This is a genomic window from Pygmaiobacter massiliensis (genome assembly GCF_900199435.1).
In the GTDB taxonomy this organism is placed as follows: Bacteria; Bacillota; Clostridia; order Oscillospirales; family Ruminococcaceae; genus Pygmaiobacter; species Pygmaiobacter massiliensis.
The window spans coordinates 1282909-1302183 of the sequence record NZ_OAML01000003.1 but is presented as its reverse complement, the minus strand read 5'-3'; the positions used below and the strand labels follow the sequence as shown (position 1 = coordinate 1302183).

The following is a 19275-nucleotide window of genomic DNA, read 5'->3' as shown; positions in this document are numbered from 1 at the left end:
CTCCCTATCTTCTCACAACATTTAAGCCAGTGTTTTCTTTATTGTACCGTGCACTTAATCTGAGGTCAATGTGTCTTGCTTCTGGGCTTTTGGGTGTTTTCCTCCGCAACGGAATAAAGTGCAAATGCTCAAGTTTTAAAGTAGTATTCTGCCGATTCCAGATGTGTAAAGCTTTTTCCCACCGTTTTCATGGGCAGAATAAATTATTCAAAAAGAAAAAACCGCGCAGAAATTCTGCGCGGTTTAAAATTAAGCTAAAATTACAGCGAAAGAGCCTCTTTCACTTTGCCAATGATGTGCTGGCCGATATCGCGAGAAGCATCAACCGTCTGAGCACCGATGTGCGGGCTGACGATGAATTTGTCGCACTCAAACAGGGGAGATGCAAAGCCTGCACCAGCAGTCAAACCGCCGCCAGCAAGTTCGTTCTCCATAACGTCGGAAGCATAGCCGCCAATTTTGTTTGCCTGCAGTGCTTCGTACATGTCTTTCTCGTTGACGATGCCGCCACGGCTCATGTTCAGCACGATGCAATCATCTTTCATGAAAGCAATCTGCTTTGCAGAGATCAAATCTTTGGTCTCCGGAGTGAGGGGCACATGGATCGAAACATAGTCAGATGCTTTGAGCAGCTCTTCAACGGTCATGCCGGTTGCGTTCTCTTTCTCAAAGTCCTCTGCTTTCAGGAACGGGTCGTACGCAACGATGGTCATGCCAAAAGCACGGCCCAGCTCTGCAACACGGCGGCCAATGCGGCCAAAGCCCATTACGCCGAGGGTGCGGCCACGCAGCTCACGGCCAACAAATTTGTATTTATCCCACTCGTGCTTTACTTTAACATCGTTGTTTGCAGTCATGGTATCGCGGGAAAGGTCCAGCATTTTGGAAATGGTCAGCTCTGCAACAGCATTTGCGTTGAGGCCGGGAGCGTTAAAGACCTGGATGCCTTTCTCTTTTGCATAATCCATATCGATGTGGTTCAGGCCAACGGAGCAAACGCCGATAACCTTCAGATTTTTTGCTGCATCCAAAATCTCTTTGTTGATTTTGGGATCCACACGCATAATCAGAACTTCGTATTCGGGGATCAAAGCTTTCAATTCTTCCTGGGTGGGAAGCATTTTTGTGTCGACCTGCATAAATTTGCCGAGTTCCGCGCTAATGGACTCGTGTACTGCGTCAATAATTAAGCATTTCATGATAATTTCCTCCAAAATTAAAGTGATGCATGGGAGATACATTCTCTATCAAAGTATACCCCACAAACGGGCTCGCGTCAATAGACGAGCTTAGCTGGCAGCTAGCGAGTTTGTGTTATTCTGCGTTGTTTTCTGTAGGCAAGTGTAGAACTTATTCAGGTTGCCTAAGGAGCGCGCTTTTTTTCGTGGTTTTGCCAAAGCTTCTTTTTTGTTCTTCGCCTACTTTTCTTTACTTTAGCAAATCTTTATCTTAAAATAGAGGTAATATCGCCTGATTATAAAACAGCTTTTCGCTTTAATTTTTACAAGGGGTCTTTTTTATGCCAATTTATCCTCCCCGTATGCCAAGTTCATTGGTTCGGTGTTCTCAACTTTCAGATTTATCAGAGCGGGCGCTTGCAGAAGAATCTACGCTCTCTCAACTGTTGATCGATCATGCCCAAGAAAATCGTTTTGATTTTTCTGCGCTCGAAATCAGAGCAAGCAGGTTTGAAAACTGCACCTTTTCTGCCTGTCGATTTTCCCATGCCACCTTTATTGATGTTTGCTTCGAAAATTGTGATTTCTCCAACAGCACTTTTACAGATGCTTATTTTGAACGGTGCCAGTTTTTGCGCTGCAAGTACATAGGTGCCCAAATGCAAGATACCCGATGGAAATCAGTACTGATACAGGGGACTAGTTTTGAACTTGCTTACCTTGATGGTGCCAAAATGACCGATATTATAATGGATGACAGCAACTTTTCTAACGTATCTTGGTCTGAAGCAAACTTGAAAAAAGTGCAAAACTTAAAGTGCCGCTTTGTGCGAAACAACTTTTTTCAAACAGCTCTGGCCGGAATGGATTTTTCTTGTAGCGAATTAGCCGCACCTATCGTTTCTGCCTCTGGGGCGGAGCTAAAAGATTGTGAAATTAATGCACTGCAAGCAGCTGACTTAATCACTTTATGGGGCGTAAAGATAAAGAAGTAGCTTTCTGTGCACCCTCCCCTATCGCTTAAAAGTGAGTTTCCATGTGATTAAGTAGACTTTTCATTTTATGTCTGATAAAACTTGTTTTTTAAGGATTTTATCGCACTTATATGCTGATTCGGCGGCAACTTTAAGTTGTCGCCATTTTTTAGAGTGAAGTAGATTTCTCTGTCTAAAACAATAAAAAGAAAGCAGTGCACTCTTTTGAGTGCACTGCTTTTTGGCTCCCCCTGTTGGACTCGAACCAACGACCCTGCGGTTAACAGCCGCATGCTCTACCGACTGAGCTAAGGAGGAATAATTGGTGACCCGTGGGAGAATCGAACTCCCGTTTGCGGCGTGAGAGGCCGCCGTCTTGACCGCTTGACCAACGGGCCATAAAAAAGAAAAAGAGCCGGCACCTACCTATCCTCCCGGGTCGTCTCCAACCAAGTACTTTCGGCACGATCGAGCTTAACTTCTGTGTTCGGAATGGGAACAGGTGGAACCTCGACGTCATCGGCACCGGCTACATATGCTCAGAACTTTGCTTCGAGCCTAGCCTTACACATATTCTTTTTCTTTTAAAGGGTTTGTACCCTCAAAACTAAACATTGATTTACTGCGTTGACAAATGTAGAACCTGACAAAAGATGTGGTCAAGCCCTCGACCTATTAGTACATCCTAGCTCAATGCCTCACAGCACTTACACATGATGCCTATCAACCTTGTAGTCTTCAAGGGGTCTTACCTGATTAACTCAGTGGGATATCTTATCTTTGGGCCGGTTTCACGCTTAGATGCTTTCAGCGTTTATCCGATCCGCACTTAGCTGCCCAGCTATGCCCTTGGCAGAACAACTGGTGCACCAGAGGTGCGTCCATCCCGGTCCTCTCGTACTAGGGACAGATCCCATCAAATATCCTGCGCCCACGACAGATAGGGACCGAACTGTCTCACGACGTTCTGAACCCAGCTCGCGTACCGCTTTAATTGGCGAACAGCCAAACCCTTGGGACCGAATACAGCCCCAGGATGCGATGAGCCGACATCGAGGTGCCAAACCTCCCCGTCGATGTGGACTCTTGGGGGAGATCAGCCTGTTATCCCCAGGGTAACTTTTATCCGTTGAGCGATGGCATTTCCACTCACATACCACCGGATCACTAACTCCAACTTTCGTTACTGCTCGACGTGTCTGTCTCGCAGTTAGGCTGGCTTATGCGTTTGCACTCTATGGCATGGTTTCCGTCCATGCTGAGCCAACCTTTGAACGCCTCCGCTACTTTTTAGGAGGCGACCGCCCCAGTCAAACTGCCCACCTGACAATGTTCCCCGACCCGATTCAGGGCCGCAGGTTAGAATTTCAGTATCACAAGAGTGGTATCCCAACATTGGCTCCACCAAAGCTGACGCCTTGGCTTCAAAGCCTCCCACCTATCCTGTACATGTAATACCGAAACCCAATATCAGGCTACAGTAAAGCTCCATGGGGTCTTTCCGTCTTGTCGCGGGAAACCGGCATCTTCACCGGTACTACAATTTCGCCGGGCGGGCTGTTGAGACAGTGCCCAAATCATTACACCATTCGTGCGGGTCAGAACTTACCTGACAAGGAATTTCGCTACCTTAGGACCGTTATAGTTACGGCCGCCGTTTACTGGGGCTTCAATTCAGTGCTTGCACACATCCTCTTAACCTTCCAGCACCGGGCAGGTGTCAGCCCGTATACGTCATCTTTCGATTTAGCACAGACCTGTGTTTTTGCTAAACAGTTGCTTGGGCCTATTCTCTGCGACTCACATTGCTGTGAGCACCCCTTATTCCGAAGTTACGGGGTCAATTTGCCGAGTTCCTTAACAACCCTTCTCCCGTTGGCCTTAGAATCTTCTTCCTACCTACCTGTGTCGGTTTGCGGTACGGGCGCCTAATCAATACATGTGGCTTTTCTCGCCATCGTCCAAGTACACTTCCCTACTAAATTTCAGTCCCTTACGCCCAGGTAAACCAACACCTGGGATGTACCCTTTCAATGTGTCCCCACACTTAACAATTTTGGCGGCTACGGAATCTCTACCGTATGTGCATCGGCTACGCCTTTCGGCCTCACCTTAGCTCCCGGCTAACTTGGAGCGGACGAACCTTGCTCCAAAAACCTTAGGCTTTCGGCCATGTGGATTCTCACCACATTCGCGCTACTTATTCCGGCATTCTCACTTGTATACAATCCACCGCCGCTTACGCTACGACTTCACCTCGTATACAACGCTCCCCTACCCAGATATTTGCATATCTGCCTAAGCTTCGGTGCAGGTTTTAGCCCCGTTGAATTTTCGGCGCAGAGTCACTCGACCAGTGAGCTATTACGCACTCTTTGAATGAGTGGCTGCTTCTAAGCCAACATCCTGGTTGTCTTAGCAACTCCACATCCTTTTCCACTTAAACCTGCTTTGGGACCTTAGCTGTAGATCTGGGCTGTTTCCCTCTTGACAATGAGACTTATCTCACACTGTCTGACTCCTGTGAAACAATACTCTGGCATTCAGAGTTTGATAAGTTTCGGTAATCTCTCGACCCCTAGACTATTCAGTGCTTTACCTCCAGGTATCTTATCACAAGGCTAGCCCTAAAGCTATTTCGGGGAGAACCAGCTATCTCCGAGTTCGATTGGAATTTCTCCGCTACCCACAGTTCATCACCGACCTTTTCAACGGGCGTGTGTTCGGACCTCCATGGAGTTTTACCTCCACTTCATCCTGACCATGGGTAGGTCACCCGGTTTCGGGCCCAATGCATGCAACTAAGCGCCCTATTCAGACTCGCTTTCGCTGCGGCTTCGTTGCTGAACAACTTAACCTCGCTACATACATTCGCTCGCCGGACCGTTCTACAAAAAGTACCTGATCACACATTGACGTGCTCTCAGTGCTTGTAGGCACAGGGTTTCAGGTTCTATTTCACTCCCCTCCCGGGGTGCTTTTCACCTTTCCTTCACAGTACTATACGCTATCGGTCACTAGGTAGTATTTAGGCTTGGAGGGTGGTCCCCCCGACTTCCCACGGGATTTCACGTGTCCCGCGGTACTCTGGATCCTGCTCAGTCACTCAAGTTTTCACCTACATGGCTCTCACATTCTTCGGCGTGCTTTCCCACACACTTCGGTTAACTCTCATGAATCTTAAATGCAGTCCGTAACCCCGAAGGTATTTCTACCCTCGGTTTGGCCTCTTCCGCGTTCGCTCGCCACTACTAGCGGAATCTCTTTTGATTTCTCTTCCTTGCCCTACTTAGATGTTTCAGTTCAGGCAGTTCCCCACATACACCTATTTGATTCAGTGTATGTTCTACGGACATGACTCCGTAGGGGTTTCCCCATTCAGAAATCTGCGGATCAATGTTTATTTGCAACTCCCCGCAGCTTATCGCAGCTTATCACGTCTTTCATCGGCTCCTAGTGCCAAGGCATTCGCCCTGCGCCCTTTTTAGCTTGACCGTTTTCTTTTGCTATTTTGATTCTCCATTTGCCAACTAAAAGAATTTTTACGAAATTGTAGATTTTAATCAAATCTAAATTTTGTGAAGTACTCACTTGGGAGTAAATACTTCATCTTTGTAGTTTTTACGCAGTTATCAATGTTCAGTTTTCAAGGTACATTTGCATTTTCGCTTCTCGCTATATCGTTTCTTTCGAAACGTGGTGGGCTCAAGTGGACTCGAACCACCGACCTCACGCTTATCAGGCGTGCGCTCTAACCACCTGAGCTATGAGCCCACATTTGGTGGAGATGAAGAGGTTCGAACTCTTGACCCCCTGCGTGCAAGGCAGGTGCTCTCCCAGCTGAGCTACACCCCCATACATAGCGGTCGCTAAATGCTTTGAAGGCAAGGCCTTCAAAATTAAACAATATGAATTAGAAACTCTTACGAAACCCTGTACCAAGCATCGATCACCTAAGTGTTCGTGCTTGCCTGACTCCTTAGAAAGGAGGTGATCCAGCCGCACCTTCCGATACGGCTACCTTGTTACGACTTCACCCCAATCACCAGTTTTACCTTCGGCAGCGTCCTCCTTGCGGTTAGACTACTGACTTCGGGTCCCCCCGGCTCTCATGGTGTGACGGGCGGTGTGTACAAGGCCCGGGAACGTATTCACCGCGGCATGCTGATCCGCGATTACTAGCAATTCCGGCTTCATGCAGGCGAGTTGCAGCCTGCAATCCGAACTGAGACTATTTTTATGAGGTTCGCTCCACCTCGCGGCTTAGCATCTCTTTGTTAATAGCCATTGTAGTACGTGTGTGGCCCAGGTCATAAAGGGCATGATGATTTGACGTCATCCCCACCTTCCTCCGTTTTGTCAACGGCAGTCTTGCTAGAGTCCTCTTTCGTAGTAACTAGCAATAAGGGTTGCGCTCGTTGCGGGACTTAACCCAACATCTCACGACACGAGCTGACGACAACCATGCACCACCTGTCACCGTGTCCCGAAGGACTTCATGTATCTCTACACTATGCACGGGATGTCAAGACCTGGTAAGGTTCTTCGCGTTGCTTCGAATTAAACCACATACTCCACTGCTTGTGCGGGCCCCCGTCAATTCCTTTGAGTTTCAACCTTGCGGTCGTACTCCCCAGGTGGATTACTTATTGTGTTAACTGCGGCACGGAAGGGGTCAATCCTCCCACACCTAGTAATCATCGTTTACGGCATGGACTACCAGGGTATCTAATCCTGTTTGCTACCCATGCTTTCGAGCCTCAGCGTCAGTTAGTGCCCAGTAGGCCGCCTTCGCCACTGGTGTTCCTCCCGATATCTACGCATTCCACCGCTACACCGGGAATTCCGCCTACCTCTGCACTACTCAAGAAAAATAGTTTTGAATGCTGATACGGGTTGAGCCCGTAGATTAAACATCCAACTTATCTTCCCGCCTGCGCTCCCTTTACACCCAGTAATTCCGGACAACGCTTGCACCCTACGTTTTACCGCGGCTGCTGGCACGTAGTTAGCCGGTGCTTCCTCCTCAGGTACCGTCATTATCGTCCCTGAAGACAGAGGTTTACAATCCGAAGACCTTCTTCCCTCACGCGGCGTCGCTGCATCAGAGTTTCCTCCATTGTGCAATATTCCCCACTGCTGCCTCCCGTAGGAGTCTGGGCCGTGTCTCAGTCCCAATGTGGCCGATCAACCTCTCAGTCCGGCTACCGATCGTAGGCTTGGTGGGCCGTTACCTCACCAACTACCTAATCGGACGCGAAGCCATCCTTCAGCGAATAAATCCTTTGATCACTGTACCATGCGGTACTGTGGTCTTATGCGGTATTAGCAGTCGTTTCCAACTGTTGTCCCCCACTGAAGGGCAGGTTCTTCACGTGTTACTCACCCGTTCGCCACTAAGCTTGTACCTCGTCCATCCGAAAACTTCAGAAGTGCAAGCTCCGTTCGACTTGCATGTGTTAGGCGCGCCGCCAGCGTTCGTCCTGAGCCAGGATCAAACTCTTAATCAAATGATATCAAAATCAGATGAATCTGAATTAGATCGCTCTTCACTCAGTACGCAATCGCTTGCGTCCTTAAAATGAATTACTTAAATAGGAATTTTATATTAACGAGCTGCTTTCCTAGCAGCTCAAGGGTTCCGTTTAAGCTTCGTTCATATTGTTTAATTTTCAAGGTCCTGCAGCCTTTCGGCCTTTTTCGCTCGCCGCCGTTTCGGCGGGTTGCAAGAATTAATTATACACGATTGATTTCGCTTTGTCAAGAGGTTTTTTGAAGTTTTTTTCGAAGCCGCTAGGCTCGTTTCTTTACTTCGTTTTTCCTCCAGGCCCGCTCGCCTTTCGTGTCAGCCGCTCACCGGAGCAGCTCATATATAATACCATGCCACCATCTTAAAGTCAACACCTTTTTTCAAGTTTTTTTGCAAAAATGCAAGTTTTTTATAGATATTCCTTCCCTTAGTCTGTTTTACCCCTAAATACAGCGTTTTGATGCCATTTTTCGGTGCTTTCAAGGTATATATCTACTGTTTTTATCTGATATTCTAGCTGTTTTCGGGCTTTCTTATGCCGTGATTTTGCGAATTTTTTGCTTAAATTGTTTTTACGACCTTCATTATTACGCTATTTTAACGCCTACTGAACAAACATCAATTTTTGCGGCAGGAACCTGCGTGTGAAAAAAGCGCACACGAAGTGCTCAAAATACATTTTCTGAAAAAGTGCGCACTGAATCTTTCTCAGATTCAGCACCAAAAAACTTGTTTTTTTGAATTCTTCGCTCCACTTTTACACAAACGTTTCTTCATTAGTGCGCTGCTTGGTTTATCTTTACCCTCTTGAGTTTCGTATCAGCATTAAAAAACACCGCAGAGTAAATCTCTGCGGTGTTTAATAGATCAACTGTTAGGCCATGCCTTTGTAGCTGCAAGAGTAAGGATAGGATTATTCCTTATCCTCTCCTTCTTCCTCATCGTCAAAGTCGATTTCGAAGCTCTCGCCGCAAGCAGGGCAGGACAGATCTTCGCTGAGAAGAGTATCTTCGTCAACGGTAACGGTCTCGCCGCAAGCCGGGCAGGTGATGGTGTACTCTTCACCACCGCAGCAATCGCAATCCTCGTCGCACTCGTCATCATCAAAGATAACGTTCTCGATATCGGTGAGATCCTCATCGATTGCGTCGAGCTCATCATAGACCTGGTCAACATCTTCATCAAGATCTGCCACAGTCTGTGCCAGCTCCTCAAGCATATCGTACATTGCGTTCAAAACTTTGACTTCCTTTTTGGAAGCGTCGAGCTCCAAGCCCTCCATGAGGCCTTTCAGATATGCGGCTTTTTCAGTAAGGTTCATTATGTTGCACCTAGCCTTTCTTTTTCTATTATTACAAAATCGAAAATTCGATTATGCGCGCTCCATATACTCGCCGGTGCGGGTATCGATACGGATTTTCTCGCCTTCATTGATGAAGAGAGGAACACGAATCTCTGCGCCGGTTTCGAGTTTTGCGGGTTTAAGGGTGTTGGTTGCAGTGTTGCCTTTTACGCCCGGCTCGGTTTCGGTGATTTCGAGGACAACAAAGTTGGGAGCCTCAACACCAAAGACTTTGCCTTTGTAAGACAGAACTTTAACCATTTCGTTCTCTTTAACGAATTTGAAAGCGTCAGAGAGCTCGGACGCATTCAGGGGAGACTGCTCGTAGGTTTCGGTGTCCATGAAGTAGTACAGGCCACCATCCTCATACAGGTACTGCATCTCACGGCGCTCGATGAAAGCGGTGGGGAATTTAGCAGTGGGGTTGTAGGTTTTCTCCAGCACAGCGCCGGTCATAACGTTTTTGGTTTTGGTGCGCACGAAAGCAGCGCCCTTACCCGGTTTAACGTGCTGGAACTCTACGATTTGAAGCACGTTACCGTCTTCTTCAAAGGTGACGCCGTTGCGAAAATCGCCTGCAGAAATCATATAAAATATCCTCCAAACAAAATTGAGTATAAAATGTTCAGACAGCTACAACTTAGCTATCATGAGTCGATTTACCTGTATATTCTACCCTAAAAACCTGTGTTTTGCAAGAGTAACACCAAGTAATTGAGCGTAAATTAAAGAATAATCAAATTTTTATTGCTTTTACCAAGAATTTCGCAGCCAGCTTCGGTCATGACCACCGTATCCTCGATGCGTACGCCGAACTTGCCCGGCAGATAAACACCCGGTTCAATGGTCATCATTTGGCCCTTTTGCGCAGTGGCTTTCGCTGTCGGAGAGAACCGCGGCTCCTCATGAATCTCGATGCCAACCGAGTGTCCGAGTCCATGACCGAAATTATCGCCAAAACCTGCATCACGAATCACTTTGCGTGCAATCTCATCAATTGCTTTGCAATCCATGCCTGCTTTAGCTGCATTGCAAGCCGCAAGCTGTGCTTTCAAAACCGTATTATAGACCTCTTCCATCTCGGGGGTGACGTGCCCAAGGGCCACGGTACGAGTCATATCTGTGCAATAGCCGCGCACTTTGGCGCCGTAGTCCATTGTGATAAAGTCGCCATCACAAAGCTCGCGCTCGCCCGGCTCGCCGTGAGGCAGACTGGTATTGGGTCCAGAAACCAGAATTGTCGGGAATGCAAGCCCGGTGGCCCCGTGGGTTCGCATATAGGTTTCCATCATAAGGCAGATGTCAATCTCCCGCATACCGGGACGAATCTGCCCACAGATGTAAGTAAAGCATTCGTCAGTAATGCGCTGTGCTTCGCGCATACGGGCAAGCTCATCCTCATCCTTGATTTCACGCAGAGCCGCAACAGTTTGAGAGAGAGATGCGTCGCTGATCAGCTCTACACCAGGCAATTCTTTTTTCAGCTCGCCGAAGTACTTTAAGGTAATGTCATTTTCTACATTAAGACGTTTGACATTATGCTTTTTCAGCAGCTCTGCTACCTGCGAAAGAGCGTTTTTCTCAAGGATAACCTCTGCAGTCTGTACTTCGCGCCGAGCAATTTCGATATAGCGAGAATCGATGATGAAATAGGCCTTATCTTTCAGCACCAGTACCGTGCCGGCATCGCCTGCGTCCAGGTCCAGAAAGTAGAACCGATTGGGCTCGGTCTTAATGAGGGCTGCCTCAAAATCTGCCGGCATTGCGTCGGCCAGCTTGGCAATACGATTTACCATAATTGTACCTTCTTTATTTTTTATTTTGTAAGACTGTCGTAATACTGCCGCATTGCGCGGGAATCTATCGCCTGCGTACCTGCTGATTCACAAATAATCGTCGGTGTCAGGCCGCGCTCGGCACAAAGCTCTATAAACGGCTCAAAGTTTGGCCCGTACTCCTGATCTGCAAAGGTCAGATGGCATTTTTCGCCGCCTTGCGTATATTGTATTTTGGAAAAATGAACGTGAAAGTTTTTAGCACGGTCATCGCCCAGCGATTCCTGCATTTGGTCCAGCACAGCTGCAAAGTCCTCTTTACAGCCAAGCCCGCCCATGGTACGGGCATTCAAATGGCCAAAATCCACACAAGGGGTAATCCTCTTGTCCACGCTGCAAAGCGCCAGCACCTCGTCTACTGTCCCCAGCTGGTTTACCTTGCCCATCACTTCAGGGCAAAGGGTAATATCCGAGTAACCATGCTCATCCATTGCCTCTACGGCATGCCGCATAGTATCAAGCGCTTTTTCCAGCGCTGCTTCCCGGCTTTGCTTGCCACAGGAACCGGAATGGAAAATCACGCGGTTGCCGCCAAGGCTTTTAACCGCAGCAGCGCTTTGCAGCAGGTATCGAATACTGTTCATGCGCTTTTCATCATCCAAGCCCGACATAGAGATATAGTATGGCGCGTGCAGCGAAAACCGAATCCCCTGCTCTGCGCCGATTGCTCCCAGCCTGTTGCCGTTTTTCTCGGTCAGCCGTACGCCGCGCCCGCACTGGTACTCAAACGCATTCAGTCCAAAAGAATGCAAATATTCCGGAACCTGAAAAGCATTTTTATAGCCCAGCTCTTCAAAATCGTCTGCAACGCCCGCAGTGCCAAACCGAATCTCACTCATGCAATTTACCGCCCTTTTTATAATAATGCCGTATAAATGGCACCTCTAACTTACGCTTAAAGCGGATATTCCACTTGGTATCCTCTGCACGCGGCACTACAAGTAGCATAGTAATGCCATATAGATTAGCGCCCAGTGCATCGGTAAAAATCTGGTCGCCCACAAGCGCAATCTGCTCTTTGGGCAGGCCCAGTGCGCGGCGCGCTTTTGCAAGGCCCCGTGGCAGAGGCTTTAAGCTGAAAGAGGCAAAGGGCAGGCCGATGCGTGCTGCAAACGGGGCAACCCTCTTCTTGAAATTATTGGACGCGACAATCAAGGATATACCCGCAGCCTTCATTTGGCACAACCAAAGCTCTACTTCTTCCGGCAGGTCCTGGCTTCCGTGTTCGGTCAAGGTATTGTCCACATCTAAAATCAATGCGCGTATACCGCGCTGTTTCAGATATTCGGGTGTAATGCGGCTGACGCTCGCAAAAAAGTCTGTGGGCAAAAACAAGGGCATACTGATACTCTTTCCTTTCTGATTGCGGCGGGGCCGCTAAAACAAAACGACTGGGCTGCATCTGTAGGTAAGGCGCAGCATGATAAAATGAAAAAAGCGGACCTGGTAGACAGGCCCGCTTTCAATGCGTCATCACACGCCGCAGCAGTTATTTGAATTTACGCTTGCGGGCGGCTTCGGACTTTTTCTTGCGTTTTACGGAAGGCTTTTCGTAGCATTCGCGTTTACGAACTTCTGCAAGAACACCAGACCGTGCGCAGGAGCGTTTGAAACGGCGCAGTGCACTGTCAAGTGATTCATTGTCTTTCACTCGGATTTCCGACATCTTTGTCCCTCCCTTAACGTTTGAGGTAGGAGTGTGATCCATTCAAGCGGAGGAACTCCCTCTAAAGAATCAACATTCAAATTATACCTTATAACCTTCCCTGGTGTCAACACTAAATAAAGGTTTCAGGCAAATTTATTATTTCACCACCACTTTTTTCAAAGCGAGCAAAATACATCCTTTTATTTTCTTGCTTTCCAAGTTGTGCCAAGCGGGGGTCTGAGACCGCCTTGGCACAACTAAAACAAGAAAAGCGATACTAGCGTATGGTTATTTCGCGGCAATATTCACAAGTTTGCCCGGCACGTAAATTTCTTTTACAATTTGCTTGCCTTCCAGCGATGCCTTTACGGATTCCTGCTCTTTTGCCTGTGCCAGGGCATCGTCCTTAGAAATGTCTGCCGCCGCAGTGAATCGTGCGCGAACCTTGCCATTTACCTGCACAGCAAGCTCCACGGTGTCCTCTTTGCACTTTTCCTCTTCGTAGGTCGGCCATTTTTGGTGTGCAACCTGGCCCTTAAAGCCAGCCATCTGCCACAGCTCCTCTGTAAGGTGCGGGGCGAACGGGTTGAGCAGCAGCAAATAGGTGCGGTATTCGCCACGGGTAATGCTGCCGGTTGCAAGAATATCGTTCAGCAGGCTCATCAGGGTAGCGATGGCCGTGTTCATCTTCAAGGTGACGATATCATCGCTGACCTTTTTGATGGTCTTATGGAAGGCAGTTTCCAGCTCTTTGCGGTACTCGTCGCCGGGCACCACAATAGCAGAAAGGTCATATACACGCTCGAGGAAGCGTTTGCTGCCTTTGATGGAAGAGGTGTTCCAAGGCGCAGTTTTTTCAAAGTCGCCGATGAACATCTCGTAAATACGCATGGTATCTGCACCGTACTCATTGATAACATCATCCGGATTGACCACGTTGCCGCGGCTCTTAGACATTTTAATGCCGTCTTCGCCGAGAATCATACCGTGACTGGTGCGTTTTGCGTAAGGCTCCAGCGTCGGCACAACGCCGATGTCATATAGGAATTTGTGCCAGAAACGAGAATACAGCAGATGCAGGGTGGTATGTTCCATGCCACCGTTGTACCAATCTACCGGGCACCAGTATTGCAATGCTTCCGGGCTTGCGATGGCCTCATCATTGTGGGGATCGCAGTAGCGCAGGAAGTACCAGGACGAACCTGCCCACTGGGGCATGGTGTCAGTTTCGCGTTTTGCAGGGCCACCGCAGCAGGGGCAGCTGGTGTTAACCCATTCGGTCATTTTAGCAAGCGGGCTTTCGCCATCTTCGCCCGGCTCAAAATCCGCAATCTCGGGCAGGCGCAGCGGCAATTCGCTTTCGGGAATCGGCTGCCAGCCACATTTCTCGCAGTAAACCATCGGGATGGGCTCGCCCCAATAACGCTGACGGCTGAATACCCAGTCACGCAGTTTAAAGTTGGTCTTTTTCACACCTTTGCCGTTTTCTACAAGCCATGCAGCAATAGCTTCTTTGGCTTCGTCTACGGTTTTGCCGGTGAGGAAGCCGCTGTTTACCATCATGCCGGTAGCGCAGTCGGTAAATGCTTCTTTCTCGATATCGCCGCCTGCAACCACTTCAATAATGGGCAGGTTGAAGGCTTTTGCAAAGTCATAGTCGCGCTGGTCATGGCCGGGCACTGCCATAATGGCGCCGGTACCATAAGTGGCGAGAACATAGTCGGAAATAAAAATGGGAATCTCCGCACCATTAACCGGGTTAATGGCTTTTACGCCTTCCAGGCAAACACCGGTCTTATCTTTTGCAAGTTCGGTACGCTCAAAATCGCTCTTTGCCGCTGCTTCTTTGCGGTAAGCAGACACTGCATCAAAGTTGGTGATTTTGTCTGCCCATTTATCGATGAATTTATGCTCAGGAGCCATAACCATGTAGGTTACGCCGAACAGGGTGTCGGGACGAGTGGTGTAAACGACCATATCATCGCCCTGTGTGGTACCAAATGTAACTTCTGCACCATGGCTGCGGCCAATCCAGTTTTTCTGCTGGGTGGTAACACGCTCGATGAAATTCAGCCCATCCAGATCGTCAATCAAGCGGTCTGCATACTCGGTGATTTTCAGCATCCACTGGCTTTTCACCTTGTGGACTACTTCGCCGTGGCAGCGCTCGCAGGTGCCGTTAACAACTTCTTCGTTTGCCAGCACAACCTTGCAGGAGGTACACCAGTTAACGCTCATCTCTTTTTTGTAAGCCAGACCTTTTTTGTAAAGCTGCAAAAAGATCCACTGCGTCCACTTATAGTAAGACGGATCGGTGGTGTTGATTTCGCGGTCCCAGTCAAACGAGAGGCCCAACGCCTGAAGCTGGCTCTTAAAGCGAGCCACGTTGTTTTTGGTGACGATTTCGGGGTGGATATGGTTTTTCATCGCAAAGTTCTCGGTCGGCAGACCAAAAGCATCCCAGCCCATCGGGTACAACACGTTGTAGCCGTCTAGGCGTTTTTTGCGCGCCACGATGTCCAGCGCAGTATAGCTGCGCGGGTGGCCTACATGCAGGCCCTGCGCGGAGGGGTACGGGAACTCAACCAGTGCGTAGAACTTAGGCAGCGTAAAATCCTGCTTTGCCGCAAATGTGTGTTCGTCCGCCCATGTTTTCTGCCATTTTCCTTCAATGGCTTTGAAGTCATACTTCACGATGATCACTCCTCAATATATGTGTCCGCCGGCAGCAAAGCTTGTCCACCGGCGGGTTAAAATAACCAGGGGTCAATATTCGATTTCAACGGGAGTAGCATCTGCCCAAAGGCGCTCCAGGTCATAGAAATCTCTGGTTTCGGGGTAAAACACATGGACAATGACGGTACCGTAATCAATGACGATCCAGTTTTTCGCGTCAAGACCTTCACGACGGTCTGGCTTACGGCCAGCCTCAGAAAGTTTAAATTCTACTTCATCAGCCAAAGCGCGTACCTGCGTCGAGCTGGTACCAGTAGCAATAACAAAGTAATCGGTAAGAACGGTAAGGTCTTCTACTTTCAGCACACGGATATCGCGCGCTTTTTTAGAATCCAAAGCCTTCGCGGCGATGGTTGCAATTTCAAGTGCGTTCATAAATTTTTTCATCCTTTCTAAACTGCATACCCGGCCGATTTGGTCGGGCAGCATGGACCGCTGAAATCAGCGGAATATTTCTATTGTGCCCCGGAAGAGGCTGGCGTTTCCGGCTGGGTATAACTGTCTTTGCCCCAGTTTGCCGTACCGCTGTCAATTTTATCCATCGACTGTACGGTGCCGCTGTCTCTGCCGTTATTGGCAAGTTCGATGATGGTCAACTGGTCTGCCGGTACTGGCTCGCTATACGGGCGGAAGTAGGTATTCAGCATTTCCGCTGCTGCTTCTTTGTGCACGCTCACCAGAGATTTTCCATTCCAGTTGCAGGGCTCGCAAGGCAAGGTAAACATTGTGATGTTCTCACTGGGCACCTCACGTACTTTCAGGGCAAGGCCGCCCATTTTTGCCAGACCAATGTCGGTTTTGACATACTGGATATAAGCAGGCATTACTTTTACAATGTCCTTTGCGGGGAAACTTTTGAACGTTTTGAGCAATGCCGAGTACATATAGCGCTGCATCTCAAGACGGCCAAGGTCGGCGTTTGCATAGTTGTGGCGCTGGCGCACCATAAACTCCGCGGTAGCGCCGTCCACAATCTGGGTACCGGCGCGCAGCGTATTTCCGTAGTCATCGGTGATGTCAAACGGAACCGTAACCTCGATACCGCCGATGGCATTGATTACCGTCTTAAAGGCATCCATGTCGATGGTGACATAATAGTCAACCGGCAGCTTCAGCTGCTCATTCAGCACCGATGCAAGGTTTGCAATTGCAGGGTCTTGTTTGCCGGAGCGCGCCACGGCGTTAATTTTGCCGGTGCCGCCGGTGGGTACTTCTTCGCCCACATAAGTATCACGCGGGATTTGAAGCATGTTGATGCGGTTCGCTTTTACATCAAAGGAAACATACATCACAACGTCTGTCATTCCCATGCCATCACTGTAATCTCTGCCTTCTTCGTAGTCGATACCCGCACACAGAATGTTAACCACGTCATCGCGGATTTCCTGCGGGGTATTCAATAAGTTAGGCAATGAAACGGCACCGCCTGTGACCAGGTGGTTCAGCGCATAATACCCGCCGCCGCAAATAAGCAGTAAAACGAGCAGTGTTGTCAAAAAACGATGTCCGCCCTTTTTCTTTTTCTTTTTACGGGACGAGGCTCCGCTGCGTCCCGTCTGCCGGGTATCCTGTGCATATGGAGAAGACGACTGGGCCGCGCGGCGATGCCCCTGCGTTTCTTCGGGATGATAATAAGGATTGGTGGGTTGCTTTTTCAATGGTTGTTCCTTCCTTTCAGCCGAGCGCGCTGCCTTTGGGCAGCGATATGCTCTTCTGTAGGGCAGCGGTACAGGCTAATGTGTACCTTCTGCCTGCTGCTTCATCCAATCCAGCGCCGCAATGCTGTCTGTGTCGATGTCGCGTTTTTCTTCTGTAAGCCATTGCAGGCTTAGTTCAAGCGCACGGGTAATTGCTGTGTCCAGATTCTGTTGCAGCAATGCCCGAAGTTCCCCAACTTCTTTGTAGTTACGCTCCGCGCTGCACATATCCGCCATATAGATAATCTTATCCAGCTTCGTCATACCGGCTCTTGCCGATGTATGATACCGAATCGCATTCAATATTGCCTCATCTTCAATATGCAGCGTGTCTTTGCTGTAAATCATTGCCGCTGCCGCATGCCATACACCTGCTGGCTTTTGGTCAACGTTATCCGTAATTATAGCATTTTCATGCAACATCTGCAACATTTGCGCCTTGGGCATTTCTTTGCAGATATCATGTAAATATCCCGCTATTTCTGTCTTTTGCGGGTCCGCCCCATACTGCTTTGCCAAAGCCGCTGCCAGCTGCGCTACATTGCAGGTATGGGTATAGCGTCGCTCGCTTAATGTTTTTTGGGCAAGGCTGCGGCAATAGCCCGCATCAATCATTGCGGGAATCCCCTTTCTGTAAATCGGGTGGCGGTGTAATACCTCTGTCACCTCTAGCGGAATAAACGCCGAGATATCTTTGCCCTCCTCTGCTGCCTGGCGCAGCGCCGTAGAAGAAAGTTTAAGCACCTGCACATCCATAAACAGAATCTCCGCGTTTTCTTTACGCAGTGCCTCAATGGCAGGAAGCATCTGTGCCGTTTCCTCAGCGTCACGGCTTTGTGCCACCAATATCACCTTGCTCAGCAACGTGCGATAGTCATGCCACTCGGTAAAAGTCAGCAACATATCGCTGCCAATGGCAAGATAAATTTTCGCACCAGGGTATTTTTCTGCCAGATGCTCTACCGTAAGCAAGGTATAGCTTTTGCCTTGACGCTGCAGCTCAAATCTGCTCAGCTGCACGCGTGGGTCTACCGATAAAAAGCAACGGCACATTTCATACCGCCACTCGTCCGGTGTTTGCGACGCCGCTTTATGCGGCGGTGTGCCTGCCGGCATTACAATAATTTTATCCGGCTGCACTGCTTCTATTGCATGGCGCAGCAGCGCAACATGCCCGTTATGTGGCGGGTCAAATGTGCCGCCAAACAGCAATAGCTTCAAACCAATTCTCTCCCTTAGCGCCGTCTTCGTTTAAAGGCGATACTCTACGATGTCCTCCAGCGCATGTCGTGGTCTCGCCGGAGGCTGCTCTGCTGCAACCCCAAGCACCACGGCTGCCAGCAGCGTATCTTCCGTATTAAGGCATACGCATAATTCGCGATAAGCAAAAAAGGTATTGCAAACCCACAGTCCGCCAAGTCCCTGATGCTCTGCTTCCAGCAGCATATTTTCAATGCAAGCTCCGACTGACTGAGTGTCCACCAACTCCGTGATACGCTTTTCCGGGGGAATCGGGTCAAACGGCGATTTCCCAAACGGATTCAGCACCAGCACCGTAATTGGTGCGCTACGCATAATGCTCAGCGTGTTTTTTGCATCCGCAATACCCCAAACAGCAGATTCCGGCAAAACGCCCTCTCCTGCTTCTTCTTTGGCTAAGCCTTGTTCCATTGCATTAAGCACACGCTGTTTTTCTGCCCCACCCAAAACCACAAATCGCCAAGGCTGTTTGTTTTTGCCGGAGGGTGCAAGCGCCCCTGCGGTAAGCACCGCCTCCAGTTGTTCGCGGCTTGGCATCTCGTCGGTAAATCGGCGAATGCTGCGGCGGCTCAGAATTTCTGCTATCATCTTGTTCTCCTAAGCGTTTTACTTGCGCTTTTTGGTCTCAGTTAGCAGCTCTGCATAAGCGCTGTTTTCTTTTTTCTGCTTGTAAAGCACAAAACGGCCGCCGATTACCTGTACGACCTCTGCATCCACTGCCTCTGCAAGGGCATTTGCTGCCTCTTTGGCGGTATACATGCTGGTTTCCAGCACCTTCATCTTAATCAGCTCGCGTGCTGCAAGGCAGTCTGCGGTAGATTTGATAAGTTGCTCGTCGATTTCGCCTTTGCCTACCTGAAAAACGACTTCCAGTGTGTTGGCTTTTGCGCGAAGAGTCGCGCGCTGTTTGCTTGTAAGCATAATTTACTCCATTCTTAATGCAGCGTATTGCGCTGCTCTTTTCTGTTAAACTTCGGCGCGGCCGTCAAAAACAGACGCACAAGAACTTTTTTGTAATATATGATTGCCGCTGTGGGCCCTGCCTTTATTGCCTGAATGATGCAGGCGCAGCAAA

General features: G+C 49.0%; 14 protein-coding genes, 4 tRNA genes and 3 rRNA genes. 1 reads left to right on the top strand and 20 read right to left on the bottom strand.

The window, feature by feature from the left end:
* Positions 1 to 260 precede the first annotated feature (260 nt).
* Positions 261 to 1199, bottom strand: coding sequence for a D-2-hydroxyacid dehydrogenase (locus C1A11_RS10820; RefSeq protein ID WP_102050464.1), 939 nt, complete (start codon positions 1197 to 1199; stop codon positions 261 to 263).
* Positions 1200 to 1519: 320 nt separating this feature from the next.
* Here C1A11_RS10820 and C1A11_RS10815 point away from each other — a divergent pair, with 320 nt between their 5' ends.
* Positions 1520 to 2173: a pentapeptide repeat-containing protein gene (locus tag C1A11_RS10815; protein WP_102050463.1), complete on the top strand. Its 654-nt coding sequence runs from the start codon at positions 1520 to 1522 to the stop codon at positions 2171 to 2173.
* Positions 2174 to 2394: 221 nt separating this feature from the next.
* On the opposite strand, the gene C1A11_RS10810 is transcribed toward C1A11_RS10815, so the two are convergent.
* From C1A11_RS10810 to yhbY, 19 genes are all read right to left on the bottom strand, one after another.
* Positions 2395 to 2470: transfer RNA gene (locus C1A11_RS10810), tRNA-Asn, on the bottom strand.
* 5 nt (positions 2471 to 2475) lie between these two features.
* Positions 2476 to 2550: transfer RNA gene (locus C1A11_RS10805), tRNA-Glu, on the bottom strand.
* Positions 2551 to 2565: 15 nt separating this feature from the next.
* Positions 2566 to 2682, bottom strand: a 5S ribosomal RNA gene (gene rrf, locus C1A11_RS10800).
* Between the two features lie 125 nt (positions 2683 to 2807).
* A 23S ribosomal RNA gene (locus C1A11_RS10795) occupies positions 2808 to 5647 on the bottom strand.
* A 202-nt stretch (positions 5648 to 5849) separates the two neighbouring features.
* Positions 5850 to 5926: transfer RNA gene (locus C1A11_RS10790), tRNA-Ile, on the bottom strand.
* Positions 5927 to 5931: 5 nt separating this feature from the next.
* A tRNA-Ala gene (locus tag C1A11_RS10785) sits at positions 5932 to 6007 on the bottom strand.
* Between the two features lie 128 nt (positions 6008 to 6135).
* Positions 6136 to 7662, bottom strand: a 16S ribosomal RNA gene (locus tag C1A11_RS10780).
* Together the 16S, 23S and 5S rRNA genes with 4 tRNA genes alongside form the textbook arrangement of a ribosomal RNA operon.
* Before the next feature lie 933 nt (positions 7663 to 8595).
* Entirely contained in the window at positions 8596 to 9003 is a 408-nt protein-coding gene (locus C1A11_RS10775; RefSeq protein ID WP_102050462.1) for a CD1247 N-terminal domain-containing protein, read from the bottom strand.
* Positions 9004 to 9054: 51 nt separating this feature from the next.
* Positions 9055 to 9612: an elongation factor P gene (efp, locus tag C1A11_RS10770; RefSeq protein WP_102050461.1), complete on the bottom strand. Its 558-nt coding sequence runs from the start codon at positions 9610 to 9612 to the stop codon at positions 9055 to 9057.
* A 137-nt stretch (positions 9613 to 9749) separates the two neighbouring features.
* On the bottom strand, positions 9750 to 10820 hold the full coding sequence (locus tag C1A11_RS10765; protein WP_102050460.1) for a M24 family metallopeptidase: 1071 nt from the start codon (positions 10818 to 10820) through the stop codon (positions 9750 to 9752).
* Between the two features lie 20 nt (positions 10821 to 10840).
* A complete protein-coding gene (locus C1A11_RS10760) occupies positions 10841 to 11698 on the bottom strand; it encodes a TIM barrel protein (protein WP_102050459.1) in 858 nt (285 codons plus the stop codon).
* The gene (locus tag C1A11_RS10755) at positions 11691 to 12200 is read right to left on the bottom strand and encodes a YqeG family HAD IIIA-type phosphatase (RefSeq protein ID WP_102050458.1); all 510 of its coding nucleotides are present in this window, start codon (positions 12198 to 12200) and stop codon (positions 11691 to 11693) included. Before C1A11_RS10755 ends, C1A11_RS10760 begins: the two co-directional genes overlap by 8 nt.
* 148 nt (positions 12201 to 12348) lie before the next feature.
* A complete protein-coding gene (gene rpsU / locus C1A11_RS10750) occupies positions 12349 to 12525 on the bottom strand; it encodes a 30S ribosomal protein S21 (RefSeq protein WP_102050457.1) in 177 nt (58 codons plus the stop codon).
* A 270-nt stretch (positions 12526 to 12795) separates the two neighbouring features.
* Entirely contained in the window at positions 12796 to 15201 is a 2406-nt protein-coding gene (gene leuS, locus C1A11_RS10745) for a leucine--tRNA ligase (RefSeq protein WP_102050456.1), read from the bottom strand.
* Between the two features lie 72 nt (positions 15202 to 15273).
* Complete coding sequence (rsfS, locus tag C1A11_RS10740; RefSeq protein ID WP_102050455.1) at positions 15274 to 15618, bottom strand: ribosome silencing factor; 345 nt, start codon at positions 15616 to 15618, stop codon at positions 15274 to 15276.
* Between the two features lie 80 nt (positions 15619 to 15698).
* A complete protein-coding gene (locus C1A11_RS10735; RefSeq protein ID WP_102050454.1) occupies positions 15699 to 16901 on the bottom strand; it encodes an LCP family protein in 1203 nt (400 codons plus the stop codon).
* Between the two features lie 75 nt (positions 16902 to 16976).
* A complete protein-coding gene (gene nadD / locus C1A11_RS10730; RefSeq protein WP_102050453.1) occupies positions 16977 to 18161 on the bottom strand; it encodes a nicotinate (nicotinamide) nucleotide adenylyltransferase in 1185 nt (394 codons plus the stop codon).
* A gap of 30 nt (positions 18162 to 18191) precedes the next feature.
* Entirely contained in the window at positions 18192 to 18788 is a 597-nt protein-coding gene (locus C1A11_RS10725) for a nitroreductase family protein (RefSeq protein WP_102050452.1), read from the bottom strand.
* 18 nt (positions 18789 to 18806) lie between these two features.
* Positions 18807 to 19121, bottom strand: a complete 315-nt coding sequence (gene yhbY / locus C1A11_RS10720; RefSeq protein WP_102050451.1) for a ribosome assembly RNA-binding protein YhbY — start codon at positions 19119 to 19121, stop codon at positions 18807 to 18809.
* Positions 19122 to 19275 lie beyond the last annotated feature (154 nt).